We start from the raw sequence: 16,000 nt of genomic DNA on the forward strand, positions 1-16,000 counted from the left end.
TGGTTATAGAGCTCCGTCTCGTTGCGAGTCGTGCTGCATCTGATATATCCGATCATTCGAGGGAGATGGAATGAAGATGAAGATAATAGACTTAAGCGTATCTATTAGTCCGCGCATTTGCGAGCCGCTCCCGGCTAAGATTGAATATTCCAGTCACAAGGAAGGCGCTCAGCAGGCAGCCGCCATTCTTGGACTTAAGCCAGATGATTTTCCAGAGAGCCAAGCCTGGGCTACCGAAACGGTGACCTTGAACACGCATGCCGGTACACATGTTGACGCGCCGTGGCACTACTGGCCAACCTCGGAGGGCAAGCCGGCAAGAACGATCGACGAGCTCCCGCTGGAATGGTTCTTCTCTGATGGTGTACTGTTTGATTTCAGCAAGAAGCCGACCGGCTATGAGATTACGACGGATGATTTGGTTGCTGAGCTGGCACGGATCGGCTACAAGCTGAAGCCTTTGGACATCGTCCTGATCCGTACCGATGCGGACAAGCGCCTCTATGAGGAGCATTATGCCTTTCTGCACGCTGGGGTATCTGCAGAAGCGACTCGTTGGCTGATTGAGCAGGGCATTAAGGTAGTAGGTACAGATGGCTGGGGCTGGGATATTCCATTGAACCTTCAAGCTGAGGCGTATAAGCGTGAACCGAAGGATGGAGTGTTATGGGCGGCTCACTTTGTCGGCCAAGAACAGGAATATTGCCAGATTGAGAAGCTGGCGAATCTGGAACAGCTGCCGAAGCCATTCGGTTTTAAGGTGTGCTGCTTCCCGGTAAAAGTTGAAAAGGCGAGCGCAGGCTGGGCGCGTCCGGTTGCTATTTTCGAATGAACGGCAACAAGCATAGAATCGGATTATAGAAAAGAGGTTCAGGAGATCGCAGTTTCATTTCACTACTGGGCTTTTGAATACAGACCTTACCGACCGATATTATGTCGCGTGGGGAATGGGCATGGTGCTGGGGCATTACGATGGATGATAAGGAGAAAATTACTTCATGTCGATCATAATTCATACCATTTCATATGAACGTATCAAAGAATTAGCTGTCTTTATCGCTCGATTGAATCAAGAGAAGCAGCATCATGTTGGATTTTGTGGGGATCAGGAAGACGAAATTGCGGGCACGCTTTCCGAGGAGTTCTCTGATCTTGAGTTAGATACATCCTTCGTGGTTGCCTATGAACATGAACGAATCATAGGAGCACTCGGCTTTGATGTCGACCTGGAACGCGGTGTGGCAGAGGTATGGGGGCCGTTCATCGATGAGGGAGCGAGATGGAACGACCTTGCACATGAGCTGTGGAGAGCGGGAATTAACCAGCTCGGTGACAAGGTAACGACACTGCACAGCTTTTATAATGAGGAGAACAAGCAGGCTCTGCAATTTATGGATGGCATATCGTCGTCAACATATTTGCATGCCCATTTGGTATTGGTATGTACCCGCTCTGCATTTGCCTATGCGCCGGCCCATACCCTACAGGAGATCACACCAGACTATGTTAATGCCTTCATTGCACTGCATGATGCTTCGTTCCCGAACACATATTACAGCGGACAAGAAATTATGAGCCGCCTTCAGGACGATCATCGGATATTTATTGCTGTCGATCACCAGCAGAGCTTGCTTGGCTACGTATATGTGGAAGCAGACTGCGACGCGCAGGAAGGAAATATCGAATTCATCGCTGTATCACCGCATGCGCAAGGACAAGGTCTCGGTACTTCACTGATACAAGAGGCACTGCGCTTCCTGCTCCTAGACAGGAAGATTGACGAAATCTCCTTATGTGTGGAGGAAGAGAATGGGAAGGCAATTTCCCTCTATCAGAAGGCAGGTTTTCAGCAGAAGCATCGGCTATTGTTTTATAAAATAACCCGATAAATATATGGATAATCCACAATAAAACCCAATTAACCTTCACTGGATGTTGACCCTTATAAGGTGCGGCATGCGTGGAGGTTTTTTGATTGGGAGAATGATGAATGATACCTTACTTTAAATTATACATTGCTTTATAAGGTATAGATCATTTATACTGTTTCTGTACCTAATAAAGAAAGGTATAAGCGAGGAGTGACTTTGTTGAACGTCGATAAGGAAATATTGCGCGGTTACATTGATACGATCATCCTGAGTCTGCTGTATCATCAGGATTTGTACGGATATGATTTAAGTAAGGAAGTGAAGAAGCAGAGCCAAGGTTCCTTCGAGCTGAAGGAAGGCACGTTGTATCTCTCCTTCAAGCGTCTCGAGAACAATGGATACGTGACAAGCTATTGGCAAGAGGGAAGTGCGGCAGCTCGGAGAAAGTACTATCACCTCACGGAATCAGGCAGCGCCTATTTGAGTCATAAGAAGGAAGAATGGCTGTTCATGAAGCAATTAATGGATCAATTTTTAGAAGGAGTGGAATGACCATGACGTTAAATAAAGATACGGAACATAGAATGAAGCAGTTCATTAAGCAAAATACACAATTAAATATGGCAGGCAGCGATGAACTAACATACTTTGAGAAATTGGTTCAAAAAGCAAACGCAACGTTAGGAGAAGCGAAGAAGCAGGCAGCCAGATTCAAATGGACTTCGCAGAAAAATCGGGAAGCGCAAGAAGATCTGATGAGCTATATGTCCGATTACATTCAAGATCTCGTAACGGAAGAGGGAATATCGGAAGAGGATGCATTCGAGCGCGCGAAGGCCGCGTTCTCTGTGGAGAATCCAGATAATCCGCTGCTGCACAGCGAAGCGAAATGGCTGCATTATGGGGAGCCTGCTGTTGCGGAGGCGATAGGTCTCTACTACGGCGCGTTCATGTTCATTGGCTTGGCACTTGGTGCGCTTGTTGGCGTCATCCTGCAAATGGTCGTTCTGAAAGAGGGCATTGGCGTACTGTTCTTTATCGTCACAGGTATTGGCCTAATGCTTGGCTTGGCACTCGGAATGATGAAGAATGCGCAGATCAGCTTGGGGCGGGATCGAATAGAATAAGCTCACAGTTCATGTGGAGCCAGAGGAACCGGAATGAGTGACTTCATTCCGGTTTTTTCATGGAGTGCGCCTAGCTTATGCTAAGCGGAATAGAACTAAACACGGATGCGCTCCTTATCAGGTTTGACGAAGAGGGATCGCTTACTGTCTAATATGGATTGCATTAATTACATGTTTATGGACATTTAACCTCATTCCAATGGCTGATAGACTCACATCATAATCATTCAATTCAATAGAGGTGAAGCCATGAATGGAGTACGTTACAAAATAAGAGAAGTGTTGGATAAGAGAAGGATTGAGACCTTTCTACGGCAAGCTCGAATTGGACATCTTGGAATGGTCGATGGTCATCTGCCGTATGTTGTTCCTCTTAATTTCGTTTGGACAGATGGCAAGCTTTATTTCCATGGAGCCACTGGCGGGAGAAGAAATCAGGTTATAGGTGAAAACCCGGAGGTCTGCTTTACGGTTTGTGAAGAGTACGGGACGATTACAAATCCGGTGCCAGCCAAGACGGACACAGCGTATATGAGCGTAATGATTTTTGGCAAGGTACAGCCTATCGTCGATCTGGATGAAGTTACACATATGCTGCAGGAAATGATTGATAAGTATGTGCCAGATTACTATAATCGTCCATTACCCAAGCAGCACGTGGACAAATACCGATCAGCTGTATTCGGTGGCCCGGTTCAGGTGTATCGAATAGATCCACATCATATTACCGCCAAAGAAAATCCGATTGAAGAGGGGAAAATGTTTGAGCCTGGAAAAACGGTGTAAAGAGGGAAGAGACATGGGACATTTAGTTGAAGAGAATCTCAGAACCGTAAGGCAGCAGATGGAATTGGCTTGCCAAGCATCCGGGCGCAAGGTAGAGGACGTGAAATTGTTGTTGGCAACCAAAACTGTTCCGCTTGAAAAATTGCAAATGGCCATACAAGCGGGGGAGGCTCTATTTGGGGAAAACAAAGCGCAGGAACTTCGGGACAAATTTCCGCTTATGCAGCAATCTAATCAGGTGGAATGGCATTTTATCGGACATTTGCAAACGAATAAAGTGAAGGACGTTGTTAAATATGTTACGCTCATTCATTCTGTAGACCGTCTGAAATTGGGGCAGGCCCTGGATCATCAACTCGCCAAAGAGAACAAGACTATGGATATTCTGGTGCAAATCAACACTTCCTACGAAGAAAGTAAATTTGGTGCTTCTCCGGAAACGGCACTGAAGTTGGTGGAACAATTGTCCCAGTTCGACACGTTGAACGTGAAGGGCTTAATGACGATTGGAAAACTAAATGCGACAAACGACGAGACCCGGCACTGCTTCCGATTATTAAAATCGATTCAAACCCAAGTTAGGGAGAAAAAGTTTCCGCGTGTAGAAATGGATATCCTCTCGATGGGCATGTCTGGTGATTTCAAGGTGGCTATCGAGGAAGGGGCTACTATCATCCGCGTAGGGACAAGCGTATTCGGGCAGCGTTACTTGCCGGATAGCTATTACTGGAACGAAAATGCGCGCCAGGACGATTAGGAGAGAGACAGGAGAGCGATTACGAACACAACATTTTCTACATGGTTGATGTGAGCAAGCGAAGGTTGTGACGGGGATGCTTGGCTTATAAAAGCATCCCCGCAAGACGATAAATTCCTTCTTCAATAGCTGCTTCATCTACTTTAGCAAAACCGAGTACCCAACCTTTTCGATCACTTTCCAAGCAATACGTGCTAAGCGGATACACGCGGATTCCCTTTTCGAACGCTAACTTTGTCACGGCTTCCTCATCGAACGATTTATCAGCCTCAAGAAGCATATGCAATCCCGTTTCTACGCCGCTTAGTGTGAAGTGGTCGCTCAGACCTGTTGCGATAATAGCCTTCGTCATGGCTTCATGTCTACGACGATATACATTCCGAACTCGTCTCATATGACGCATAAAATGACCATGCTCGATAAAATGAGTAAGTGTTAATTGCTCCATAATCGGCAGATGCCGATAGGTTAACTCATGGACTTGGGCAATTTGACGAATGGCCTCTTTGGGTCCGACAATTGCCGATAACCGAATGCCAGGAGCGACCATTTTGGAATAACTCATCATATATAGCGTGTTCTGAGGTCGCTGACTGAACAGCGTTGGGAGCGGGTCACCGCGATATCGAAATTCACTATCGTAATCATCCTCAACAATCCAGAACCTCTGCTCAGCAGCCATATGTAACAATTGCTGCCTGCGCGGCTCCGACATAATTGCTCCAACCGCACACTGGTGCGATGGCGTAACATATACAAGTTTGGACTCAGGATGAATGCGGTCAACGCATAGTCCGTGTTCGTCAACCGGAACGGATTCAACTTGCATGCGCCGATACTTCATCACCATCCAGGCAGCAGGGAAGCCGGGATCCTCAACCGAAACCGTTTCTCCTTGCTGTAACAGAGCTTGGGCAATCAAATCAATGCTATGCTGTGCGCCTGAGGTCAAGATGATTTGATCGACATCCACATGAACTCCCCGTTCAAGCGACAAATAACGTAGAATCTGCTCTCGCAGCGGTAGAAATCCATATGCATTTCCGTAAGCCCAATTGTCCAGGTCTGTTTCTGTAGAGGCGTGCAAAAAGGAGTGTCTCCAATTTTTTCGGAAATGCTCGTCTAGGTATGGCTCATGAGGAGTGAAATCGATCTCTACTTGACGATGATCTTTGTTTCCAAACCAATCGTGTAAATGGCCGATTCCCGTGTTTAATGATGGCAATTCAGGAGGGATCGGCCCTTGTGTGGCAGCATCTTCAGAAGGACGAGTTGCATATGTCCAATCGCTAACTCTTGTTCCGCCGCGACGAGAGGTTACGGTATACCCGCGGCTGAATAATTCCTCGTAAACAATCTGGATGGTTGAGCGTGAAACACCAATCAATGGAGCGAGTTCACGGGTTGGGAGCAGTAATTCCCCTGGAGGCCATTTTCCGGATGTAATATTATGTATCGCTTGATCCAGAAGCTGCTGCCAGATGGGACGTTTATCATTTCGATTGACTTGTAACATTCAGACAACTCCCGCGTTTTTGGCATGATTATGGATTGCTATAATTACTCAACTATGGATATTAATCAACACTCCATTGATTGGTATACTAGCACGACAATTGTTGATTGTGCAACACAACTGAATTCTCTTCTTATGGCGGAAATATCAGATTTCAATAGTGAAATAGACAGGTAGAGAGGAAGATGATCATGAATTATTTGGAGCAGCAAGATAAAGCGGTGGCTAATGCAATTCGGCAAGAGCTTACACGGCAGCGGGATAAAATAGAACTGATTGCATCGGAGAATTTTGTAAGCCGAGCTGTCATGGAAGCGACGGGCACAGTACTGACCAACAAATATGCTGAAGGGTATCCGGGAAGAAGATATTATGGCGGATGTGAGCATGTCGATAGGATCGAGGAACTTGCCATTCACCGAGTTAAAGCGCTTTTCGGTGCCGAGCATGCCAATGTGCAGCCTCACTCCGGTGCACAGGCGAATATGGCGGTATATTTTGCATCAGTAAAGCCTGGTGACACGATATTGGGTATGAGTTTATCCAATGGCGGCCATCTTACACACGGGAGTCCGGTGAATTTTTCTGGAAGATTCTATAATTTTGTTTCTTATGGTGTCGATGAACAAACAGGGCGCATTGACTATGACCAGGTGCGAAAACTCGCCCATAAGCACCTTCCACGCATCATCGTGGCTGGTGCCAGCGCCTATCCACGAACGATCGAATTTGAGTTGTTCGCCCAAATCGCGGCCGAAGTTGGGGCTCTTTTCTTTGTAGATATGGCACATATTGCAGGAATCGTTGCAGCAGGATTGCACCCAAACCCGCTGCCACACGCACACTTTGTTACGACGACCACGCATAAAACGTTAAGAGGGCCAAGAGGCGGTGTCATCATGTGCCGTAAACCATGGGCGCAAGCCATTGATAAAGCGATATTCCCTGGATCGCAAGGCGGCCCGCTTATGCATGTTATCGCGGCAAAAGCGGTTGCGCTAGGCGAGGCATTGCAACCGGACTTCAAAACGTATATAGCAAAAACGCTTGAAAATGCTAACGTATTGGCGGAAGCACTAATGAATGAAGGGTTAACCGTTGTATCTGGGGGGACAGACAATCATATTGTTTTGGTTGATTTGCGCACAATTGGACTTACGGGCAAAGAAGCAGAATCCATACTCGATGAGGTGGGGATTACGGCGAATAAAAACGCAATTCCTCATGATACGGCCAGCCCGTTAGTAACGAGTGGCATTCGCTTCGGAACCCCTGCGATGACTTCAAGGGGATTAGGACCCGAGGAAATGAAAGAAATTGCTCAGCTTATTGGACTGGCCTTTAAAAATCCCAAGAGTTCGACGATTAAAAATCAAATACTAGAAAGTGTACGTGAAATGACGTCTCAGTTTCCTTTATATGAAGGACTTCATTCGTTAGATAGCATGTAAATTTGCTTCATTGCAGGAAGGCCGGTAAGCGGAAACCTCACGTCCGGTCTGATGCGAAGGGCTGGGAAGCCAGCCCTTTACTCTACTCCATTACAGCGACGATTCGTTTTTATGTTTATGGCGGAAGGTCTTATTCTTCGCTCGATTTCCGCATGCCTTCATCGAACACCATCTCCCCGTTCCGGGTCTGGATCGATCCACAAATACCCACTGGCAATCCTCCGCTGTACATACACGTATGCGATGCCACATCTTCGTTCGTCTCAGTTCGTACACAATAATGAGTAGTTGAGCTAATCCCTTAGCTGCATTTACATGCAGAGGCACAAGCTGCTCTCCATTCTCCTGGAACACGAGTCCGAACTGGAAACTCTTCGTAAGCTGCTCCAGCTTAACCTGTTCTACATTTCCATCGTACTCGTTGTTCACTATTGTTTTGCGAAGTTCATTGCGAAGCTCGCGCGCCAATTGCAATTCTTCCTCTGAAGCAGCATTATCTGATTCTGTGATAAGCTGGTGCTGCAAGAGCCACTCGACTAAACGGCTAGGCTCTGTTAAAAGCTCGATCCCGGGATCTCCCTCGTACCGCGTTCGTCTATCCTGTGTATTGAAGAAATCAGCAATTATTTCAAGCTGATCATATCCACTCGTCATCTGCTCAACCGCTCCTATTGACACATCGCATGCTAACCATTAAGATTTATTTACCAGTTAGCTAACTATTTAAAGTGTTTTAATGGTTTCGTCCGTGCTTTAGTTCTTATTACGTGCTTTATGACTCCAATTACAGTGTATCACTAGGTTGTTCTAAATTATAGATTTGATGAACTCGCGGTCCAGCCTTCCCAAGTCTTTTCTATCTATTCTCGTAATTTATTCTGCTAAGGAGCGAAGATAACGATGAACATGAATCCTTTCACTGTGAGTATTTCAGACGAAGAGATTGAACAATTGAAGCAAAGACTGCGAATGGCGAGATGGCCGGATGAAATCCCAGGAGCAGAATGGGATTACGGGATTCCAATATCGTATATGAAGGATATGGTTCATTATTGGCTGCATGATTTCGATTGGCGCATGGTGGAACAGCGTATCAATTCCTTCTCTAATTACAAAGCGACAATTGACGGGAATGACATTCACTTTGTTTACGAAAAAGGGAAGGGAAGTCGCTCATTACCGATTCTAATTCCCCATGGCTGGCCAAGTACATTTTATGAGATGCTGGATCTGATTCCGTTTTTGACACAGCCGGATAACGATGGAGGCAATGATTCCATCTCCTTCGATGTCATTATTCCTTCGATCCCGGGGCATGGGTTCTCGAGTATACCGTTGGAGTCGGGTTATGAGGATAGACAGGTCGCGAATGTGCTGGTCAAGTTGATGGAGGGGCTGGGCTATGAGCAGTTCGGGGCACATGGGTATGATTTGGGAGCGAGCGTGCTTGGCTTGCTATGCTTGGATCATCCGGAGAAGGTCATTGGGTATCATACGACATCACCGGGGAATCCGAGTCCTTTTATTGGTAAAGGCATGGAGATGTCTGAGGCTGAGCGGGCCTTTCTTACATGTGGCGATCAGTGGTATCGCGAAGAGGGCGGATATGCGCATCTATTGGGGACGAAGCCACAGACCGCGGCGTATGGACTGCATGATTCCCCAGTTGGTCTGGCAGCCTTTATTTTGGAAAAATGGTATTACTGGACGGTAACCGAAAAGGGTGAGCGGTTAGAGCAGTTCAACAAGGACGATTTGCTGGCAAATGTCTCAATCTACTGGTTTACCCAGACGATTAACGCGGCGAACCGCTATTATTATGAAGGCAGGCATATCAAGTGGCCGGGTGAAGGTGAGACATGCCCTGTACCGCATGGCGTATCGCTAACGAAGACGCAGCCTCATGAGCGTCCGCCGAGAGAATATGTGGAGCGCTTGTTCCCGAACATCCTGCAATGGCAAGAACTGAATGCAGGGGGGCATTTTGTTGCGCTGGAGCAGCCTGGGCTGGTTGCAGAATCGATACGTTCATTTTTTAAAACCATTCAATATTAAGATCATAGTAATAGACCCAGTGAAGGGGGAAGTAACTCCTCTGAATTCATTGGGTCTTGTTTGTTGTTGTACATAATTGCAAAGATAGATTAAAAAAACGTATGCACCAAAAGGGAGATATGGTAATTTATACAGGTGTAGACATAAAATTTAGCGAGGGAACTTTTTTACAATCGTTCCGTTGCTAAAAGGAGGAAGGTGCACGTATTGAAAAAAATGCTGATCCTGCTTGTAGCAACAATATGTGTGTTTTTCGTTACTTTTCTGATATGGCAGAGTTATTCAGAATCAAATGATTTCTCATCAATGGAGGGGGAGATCATGATCATGCAGCAAATGAATCCGACTGAAACACCTATGTACAAGTTTAATCTGCAGACAGATGCTCTTTTACCATTTCATAATAATTTTTTCGAACCGCATTATAGTGTTAATAATGGGAATAAGCTTCTTGCTGTCATTCAAAACGGGGATGAGCAAGATATTTATGAAATTGAAGATGATAATGCTAGTTACTCGAAAAGAGAGAAAATAATAGCGGGAAAGAACATTCAATTTCCAAAGTCAATTCCTGACCGTCATGCAATTAGCTTTATAGAAGAAGGCGAGTTGAAGGTATATGATAGAGACACGGGGGCTTTAACTTCCATAGCCTCGCTTGATAGTGGATATCTATACTATGATTGGCTTGATTCCAATCGGGTTCTTTTTACCGCACAAGATGAACAAAAGTCTCCGCACATTATGTCGTTCAATCTTACGAATCATCAACTAGATGAGTATAAATCGAATGCTTCTAATCCCTCACTTTCCTACAATAAAAAATATATTGCATACCAGCAGAGTAACGAAACGAACGTTGTCCATATTGATTCCATAACAGGTAATGATCATTCTACGATACAGGTTGATACGCAAGGTGTGCTGCCATATAAACCATCTCCTGATGGAAAATACCTATTAACCAATATGTATACGAATAGCATTTCTAATGTAGTTATTATTCATATTCCTACAACTAAGATAAAAACTCTTTTACGTTCAACCTGGGCAGAGTATCTGGATTGGAAGTTGTAGGACTCGATGGTGGCTGTACTCAGGAGAAGAGCATATTGTACGTCCGCGAAACCTCTTTTCGGTATCTATTTCAATTAGGCCGGGAAGAGTTTTTTTTGTATTTGTATCATACATAATATAAATGTTGCTGAGAAATATTGTTTGAAGTTCAAATTTTATACTATAATTTGGATTAGGACTTGTGTCGCAAACGCAATGGTTCTGTAGGAGGGATCGTAGAAGCTTCTCAATTACATGGGGAAATAAAAAAATCGAAAGGATGATTTTTGTAGTGTTGAGCAGCGGTAAATTTGTAAATAGATTCATGCTGATAATTTACATGCTAACCCTTCTTGTGTTAGGCCAATTTTTTATACCCAAGTTCAACCCAATTTCAATCAGTTCTGAGAATAAAAAATTGCGGGATGGAAACAGCATAGCCATTGTGATCAATAGTTTGGGTTTTCCGTTTCCGGAGGGCTTGGATGAAAATCATAATCCTTATTTGGATTATATTAAAAGAAATGTCGGATTAAATGTCCGTGTCGAAATGCCGCCCGTACCCAGTTATGAAAAAACGATCGACACCATCATTTCGACGGAACAGGATCTCCCTGATATGATCACCGTCAATTCCCCGATCCAATTTGCCAAATTCGTAACGCAAAACAAGCTACAACCTCTCGATCATTGGATAGACACATACGGAGCAGATTTAAAGCGTGTCATACCGGAGGAATTATGGAACCGAGTTCGGTATAACGGCTCGATTTATGCAATTCCGAGTGGCCAGTTGGTGAAGGGGAAAGAAATCATCTACATCCGGAAAGACTGGCTGGATAAACTGAACCTACCGATACCAGTAACGCTTGAAGATTATAAGGCAGCAATAAAAGCATTTTCGGAAGGCGATCCCGACGGAAACGGAAAGAGAGATACATACGGCTATACGATGATGAAGGATCTGTATCATTCTTCACCACTTTTTGGGGCGTTCGGAGTTCAATTGAATCAATGGACGGAACGTGAAGGGAAGCTTGTCTATGCCAACGTTTTGCCGGAAATGAAGGAAGCGCTATCATTCTTTGCCGAGCTATATCGGCATGGATGGATTGATCCGGACTTCCCGATTTACCGCAGTAATGTCATGAACGAGAAAATAATAGATGGAAAGATCGGAATGTTTTCCGGAGCTTGGTATGATACGCGCGGGGTAATTGCTCAAAGCCTAAAGAAAGATCCGCAAGCGAATTGGATAACCATTGACTATCCGATTGGCAAGAAAGGGAAGCAGGGAGTAGGTGCATTGAATCCAGTTTTCGGGCATCAAGTGGTTCCAAAAGGGAGCAGTCATGCTCGCGAAGTCATTCAATTTTTAAATTTCATTGCAGGTAGAGGCAGAACCTCATTAGTTCTAGGATTTCAAAATCAAGTGTGGGATTGGAAAGATGGGAAAATCGTCAGTGAATTTAATGAACATGACAAGCACCTGTACAGAGGCATATATTCTGCACTGGTGAATGTGGACGAACGGTGGTTGTTACGTGCACGCATGGATTCCTACGACAAAAAATTTCGTCTCAACGAGAACATTGAAAAATTGGAAAAGCATATCGTACAAGATGCATATGGCGGCCCGCCCCCACCTACCTTGGTAAGAAAATGGAATGAACTTTATTCATTGCAGGAAGTTTTCGTAAAAATCATTCTCGGCCTAGAATCCACGAAATCATTCGACGACTACGTGAAACGATGGTATGAGAGTGGAGGCGCACAAGTTACGAAGGAAGTAAACGATTGGCATGAATCGCATAAAAAATAAGGATGTAGCCATGAAACTATTCCAACATGCATATCATAAGTTTCTGCAAACCTCGCAATTACGGCTCAGCATCTATTTCTTCATCGTGCTTCTGCCGCTAGTGATCATTAGTTTATACGTAAATAACAGAGCAAACCAAATTATTATTCAAAAGACGACAGAACAGACTCAAGATAAGGTGGAGTCTGTCATGAATAACCTTGAATTATCGTTACATCATTTTGAGACATTAACCAATCTAATTGCGGCGAACCATAACATTAATGAGAAGCTGAAGGTGCAAGGAACGGGGATGTCGCCTCGCACAATTGTCCAGTACTCAGAGCTGCTGCAAGAGCTGTGGAATATTTCGGCGGTGAGCCTGGTGGCTTCCCAGATCACGATTTATCAGATGGAGACCCATACGATGATATCTACGAAATATGGAGGGAAAAGGATCGAATCTGCGACCGAGCGGGACAGTTTCGCCTATTTAAATCAGCTTGCGGATCAAGCGGGTACGTTCTTGATGCCCCAACCGACAGAGGGAGTAGAGCCAGTAATTGCAGATTTAGTGGAGGCCAATTCCATATCTCTTGTCAGAAGGATGAATGCCTTCCCTGATGAGAACAAAGCAAGTTTACTAATTATGACTTTACATAAAAATACGCTCCGAACCCTCATAAGCCCGCTGTTGAATTCCGAACTAACCAGCTTGCAGATCAAGAATAGAGAAGGAGAAACGATTCTGTCCCTTCCTACTACCGATTCAGGAGGAAACCGAGATAGGGATATGCTCCAAGTGAGCGCGGAGTCGTCTAGTTACCCAATCCGGTTGGAAGTTTTTCGGCCGATCGAAGAAATTTATCAAGAAACGAAAACGATGAGGCAATTTACCTATTTAATCATAGCGTGCAGTTTTGTGCTTTCCATGCTTATATCTTGGGGTGTTTACAACCGCATCGCTTCTCCTCTAGGTAGATTAAAGCACGCGATGAAGGGATTGATCGGAGGAGATTATGACATCCGACTGCTTACAAGACGGAAGGATGAATTTGGTTATTTGATGGACTCGTATAATCAAATGGCCGAGCATCAAAAGCATCTGATTCAGGATCATTATGAGCAGCAGCTTCGCATTGCCCGCACGGAGCTCACGTTTTTGCAATCTCAAATTAATCCCCATTTCTTATATAATACGCTGAACTCTATATACTGGACGGCTCAAAACTACGAGGCAGAGGAAATAAGCGAGATGGTGCTGAACCTGTCACACTTTTTCCGATTAAGCCTTCATAAAGGGCAAGATACATTCACGGTAGAGGAAACGATTACCCATCTAAACTACTACTTACGCATCCAGCAAATTCGCTTTTTACATTGCTTTCATGTCGTGTATGAGATACACCAAGAAACGAAAACGATCCCTATATTAAAGCTGCTATTGCAGCCCTTGGTTGAAAATGCAGTTATTCATGGACTGGAGCAGATGAAGGGCGATGGGGTGTTGATCATTTCGAGCTTCTTGAAGCAGGGGAAATTGATGATAACGGTGCAAGATAACGGAAGCGGAATAAGTGAGCAGCGCCTGCAATCCATTCATCAAGTTATTCAGGAAATCAACGGATTGACGGCGCCCTTTTCTTTTTTGGAATCTCCGAAAAAGGAGCTTTACGGCTTGCGCAACGTTTGTTCCAGAATGAGGATGTTCTACGGCCCTGAAGCGTGCATCCGATTCGAAAGCCAGTTAGGAGTAGGTACAACAGTAACTCTTGAGCTGCCTTTATCAAGTACGACAGATGAATAATGAAATAGGGAGAGGATCGCTTGAATCTTCTTATTGTAGAAGATGAAATTAGATTTTTGCAAAATCTGCTTCACATGCCCTGGGAAGAACACGATATCGAAGTAGTAGGGTCGGCGAATAACGGCGCTGAAGCTCTCGCTCAGATACAAATGAAGCAGCCCGATATTATTTTAATGGATATTCAAATGCCCGAAATGGACGGTCTTTCCTTGGCGAGTCAAGTGGCTCGGGCTTATTCGAACACGAAAATCATCATTTTAAGCGGTCATGACAATTTTTCCTATGCGCAGACGGCGGTGGAGCTTGGCGTATACAAGTATTTGCTCAAGCCTGCTGCTGAAATGGACATTCTCCAGGCTGTGACGGATGCAGCCCGATGCATTCAGGCAGAGTTGATGGAGCGAACGCGTCAGCTAATGATGCAGGAGCAATGGACGCAGTACCTCCCCGTGCTGCATCAGCATACGATTCGCAATCTAGCATATGGACGATATCAGATAGAAGAGCTGAAAGCTTCCTGTGTTTCATTAGGGCTTCATATAGACATGGAATCTCGTTATGCGGTAATCGTTCTGGACGTGGACGAATATGTCTGTTCCAGCAATGAAGATGGCATGACCCTGGATAATCTCGTGCATGTTATTCGAGATATACTTCCGACTCCTGATTTTTATGTATGCACGGAAGAAGATAAAACCATTATTGTGATAGGGAATACGGGAGCGCTGGAACATACTCCGCAGCAGATGCTCGGGATTCACGTGGCGATGGAGAAGCTCATTCGCAACATCAAGCAATGTCTTGGCATTGACGTAAGCGCGGGAATTAGTGGAGGAACCGGAAAGATAGACGAACTGCTGCCATTATATATTCAAGCCAAAAAGGCGCTGCAAAATCGGGTCGTTTATGGAACGGGGATCGCAATTCCATATGATGAGCCGCTTCAAGCCGAAGTCACGAACCGTCCAAATTATGAACACGAGGACAAGCAACTAGAGATGGCTTTGGAGTCGTTAGATCAAGAACTTGCCATGCGAATGATTTCGGACATGTGCGAGGCGGCGAAGAACAACTCTGCTTCGTATGAAATTATGATGGAGCAGTTAATGTACATCGTTGGCGTGTTGACGCTCTTTATCCGCAAACGCGGATGGTCTGTACAGGATGTGACAGGAGCGGATTTCGATTTTCTCTCGAATGTACAATCACTTACGACGCCCGAGCATATGTACGATGTATTGCATCGTGCTGTAAGAAGCATAATCTCTTATGCAGAGAGCCATGACAGGAAGGTTACCCATACCACTGTTCAAGCGATTATCGAGCTGCTTGAGGCGGAACAGGATCAGGAATTTACCTTGCATACGATCGCTGATCGTTTTTATGTGAACGCCTCCTATTTAAGTCGCTTATTCAAGCAAGAAATAGGAATGTCATTTACCTCATATGTTCTGGAACGCAAGATGGAACGGGCGAGGACGGCGTTGATGAATGGGGCGAGAGTGTATGATGCTGCCGCCATGATCGGATATCGGGACGTCAGCTATTTTACTAAAATATTCCGTAAATACTGGGGCGTAACGCCAAGCAGTGTAAAGAAATAAACGAATTCTATACAAAATGAGTATATATAAGCCGATTCCTTTTGAAGTGCTCCCTGTCAAGTGGACAGTTTAAAAAACAAAAATGGTTAGTTTAGATACCTCAGCTCATATGAATAGAGCTGAGGTATCTTTATTATGAAGCTCGTCGGTACTCGTTAGGTGAAAAGCC

14 protein-coding genes are annotated in these 16,000 nt (G+C 45.0%); 12 read left to right on the plus strand and 2 right to left on the minus strand.

The features are described from left to right. Positions 1 to 76 precede the first annotated feature (76 nt). The 6 genes from M3661_RS21735 (at position 77) to M3661_RS21760 (ending at position 4,541) form a co-directional block, all read left to right on the plus strand. Positions 77 to 832 (plus strand): cyclase family protein, encoded by a 756-nt coding sequence (locus tag M3661_RS21735; RefSeq protein ID WP_251488519.1) that lies wholly within the window; start codon positions 77 to 79, stop codon positions 830 to 832. A 166-nt stretch (positions 833 to 998) separates the two neighbouring features. Then, positions 999 to 1,889, plus strand: coding sequence for a GNAT family N-acetyltransferase (locus M3661_RS21740; RefSeq protein ID WP_251488521.1), 891 nt, complete (start codon positions 999 to 1,001; stop codon positions 1,887 to 1,889). A gap of 201 nt (positions 1,890 to 2,090) precedes the next feature. Continuing rightward, positions 2,091 to 2,423: a PadR family transcriptional regulator gene (locus M3661_RS21745; protein WP_251488523.1), complete on the plus strand. Its 333-nt coding sequence runs from the start codon at positions 2,091 to 2,093 to the stop codon at positions 2,421 to 2,423. A 2-nt stretch (positions 2,424 to 2,425) separates the two neighbouring features. Next, positions 2,426 to 2,998, plus strand: coding sequence for a hypothetical protein (locus M3661_RS21750; RefSeq protein WP_065290084.1), 573 nt, complete (start codon positions 2,426 to 2,428; stop codon positions 2,996 to 2,998). A gap of 249 nt (positions 2,999 to 3,247) precedes the next feature. Next, positions 3,248 to 3,784, plus strand: coding sequence for a pyridoxamine 5'-phosphate oxidase family protein (locus M3661_RS21755; RefSeq protein WP_251488525.1), 537 nt, complete (start codon positions 3,248 to 3,250; stop codon positions 3,782 to 3,784). Between the two features lie 13 nt (positions 3,785 to 3,797). Continuing rightward, positions 3,798 to 4,541, plus strand: coding sequence for a YggS family pyridoxal phosphate-dependent enzyme (locus M3661_RS21760; protein ID WP_251488526.1), 744 nt, complete (start codon positions 3,798 to 3,800; stop codon positions 4,539 to 4,541). Positions 4,542 to 4,626: 85 nt separating this feature from the next. Here M3661_RS21760 and pdxR read toward each other — a convergent pair whose 3' ends face one another. Next, entirely contained in the window at positions 4,627 to 6,057 is a 1,431-nt protein-coding gene (gene pdxR / locus M3661_RS21765) for a MocR-like pyridoxine biosynthesis transcription factor PdxR (RefSeq protein WP_251488528.1), read from the minus strand. A gap of 191 nt (positions 6,058 to 6,248) precedes the next feature. Between pdxR and M3661_RS21770 the strand changes: the two genes are divergently transcribed. Then, complete coding sequence (locus M3661_RS21770) at positions 6,249 to 7,508, plus strand: serine hydroxymethyltransferase (protein WP_251488530.1); 1,260 nt, start codon at positions 6,249 to 6,251, stop codon at positions 7,506 to 7,508. A gap of 90 nt (positions 7,509 to 7,598) precedes the next feature. Here the strand turns inward: M3661_RS21770 and M3661_RS21775 are convergent, their stop codons facing one another. Continuing rightward, positions 7,599 to 8,162 carry a CGNR zinc finger domain-containing protein gene (locus M3661_RS21775; RefSeq protein WP_251488533.1) on the minus strand — a complete coding sequence of 188 codons (564 nt, stop codon included), beginning with the start codon at positions 8,160 to 8,162 and terminating at the stop codon, positions 7,599 to 7,601. Between the two features lie 246 nt (positions 8,163 to 8,408). Here M3661_RS21775 and M3661_RS21780 point away from each other — a divergent pair, with 246 nt between their 5' ends. The 5 genes from M3661_RS21780 (at position 8,409) to M3661_RS21800 (ending at position 15,831) form a co-directional block, all read left to right on the plus strand. Then, the gene (locus tag M3661_RS21780) at positions 8,409 to 9,563 is read left to right on the plus strand and encodes an epoxide hydrolase family protein (protein WP_251488536.1); all 1,155 of its coding nucleotides are present in this window, start codon (positions 8,409 to 8,411) and stop codon (positions 9,561 to 9,563) included. A gap of 207 nt (positions 9,564 to 9,770) precedes the next feature. Then, on the plus strand, positions 9,771 to 10,640 hold the full coding sequence (locus tag M3661_RS21785) for a hypothetical protein (RefSeq protein WP_251488539.1): 870 nt from the start codon (positions 9,771 to 9,773) through the stop codon (positions 10,638 to 10,640). Between the two features lie 460 nt (positions 10,641 to 11,100). Then, positions 11,101 to 12,441, plus strand: a complete 1,341-nt coding sequence (locus M3661_RS21790) for an extracellular solute-binding protein (protein WP_251488541.1) — start codon at positions 11,101 to 11,103, stop codon at positions 12,439 to 12,441. After that, positions 12,422 to 14,227: a sensor histidine kinase gene (locus tag M3661_RS21795; protein ID WP_251488543.1), complete on the plus strand. Its 1,806-nt coding sequence runs from the start codon at positions 12,422 to 12,424 to the stop codon at positions 14,225 to 14,227. The genes M3661_RS21790 and M3661_RS21795 overlap by 20 nt, the downstream gene beginning before the upstream one ends. A gap of 20 nt (positions 14,228 to 14,247) precedes the next feature. After that, on the plus strand, positions 14,248 to 15,831 hold the full coding sequence (locus tag M3661_RS21800) for a response regulator (RefSeq protein WP_251488545.1): 1,584 nt from the start codon (positions 14,248 to 14,250) through the stop codon (positions 15,829 to 15,831). The last annotated feature ends 169 nt before the right edge of the window (positions 15,832 to 16,000 follow it).

This window comes from Paenibacillus sp. MER 180, assembly GCF_023713665.1.
GTDB classification, from domain to species: domain Bacteria; phylum Bacillota; class Bacilli; order Paenibacillales; family Paenibacillaceae; genus Paenibacillus_B; species Paenibacillus_B suaedae.

Coding starts and splice junctions, on each gene's coding strand:
- M3661_RS21735 (WP_251488519.1), top strand. CDS start 77: ATGAAGATAATAGACTTAAGCGTATCTATTAGTCCGCGCATTTGCGAG.
- M3661_RS21740 (WP_251488521.1), top strand. CDS start 999: ATGTCGATCATAATTCATACCATTTCATATGAACGTATCAAAGAATTA.
- M3661_RS21750 (WP_065290084.1), top strand. CDS start 2,426: ATGACGTTAAATAAAGATACGGAACATAGAATGAAGCAGTTCATTAAG.
- M3661_RS21755 (WP_251488525.1), top strand. CDS start 3,248: ATGAATGGAGTACGTTACAAAATAAGAGAAGTGTTGGATAAGAGAAGG.
- M3661_RS21760 (WP_251488526.1), top strand. CDS start 3,798: ATGGGACATTTAGTTGAAGAGAATCTCAGAACCGTAAGGCAGCAGATG.
- pdxR (WP_251488528.1), bottom strand. CDS start 6,057: ATGTTACAAGTCAATCGAAATGATAAACGTCCCATCTGGCAGCAGCTT.
- M3661_RS21770 (WP_251488530.1), top strand. CDS start 6,249: ATGAATTATTTGGAGCAGCAAGATAAAGCGGTGGCTAATGCAATTCGG.
- M3661_RS21775 (WP_251488533.1), bottom strand. CDS start 8,162: ATGACGAGTGGATATGATCAGCTTGAAATAATTGCTGATTTCTTCAAT.
- M3661_RS21780 (WP_251488536.1), top strand. CDS start 8,409: ATGAACATGAATCCTTTCACTGTGAGTATTTCAGACGAAGAGATTGAA.
- M3661_RS21795 (WP_251488543.1), top strand. CDS start 12,422: ATGAATCGCATAAAAAATAAGGATGTAGCCATGAAACTATTCCAACAT.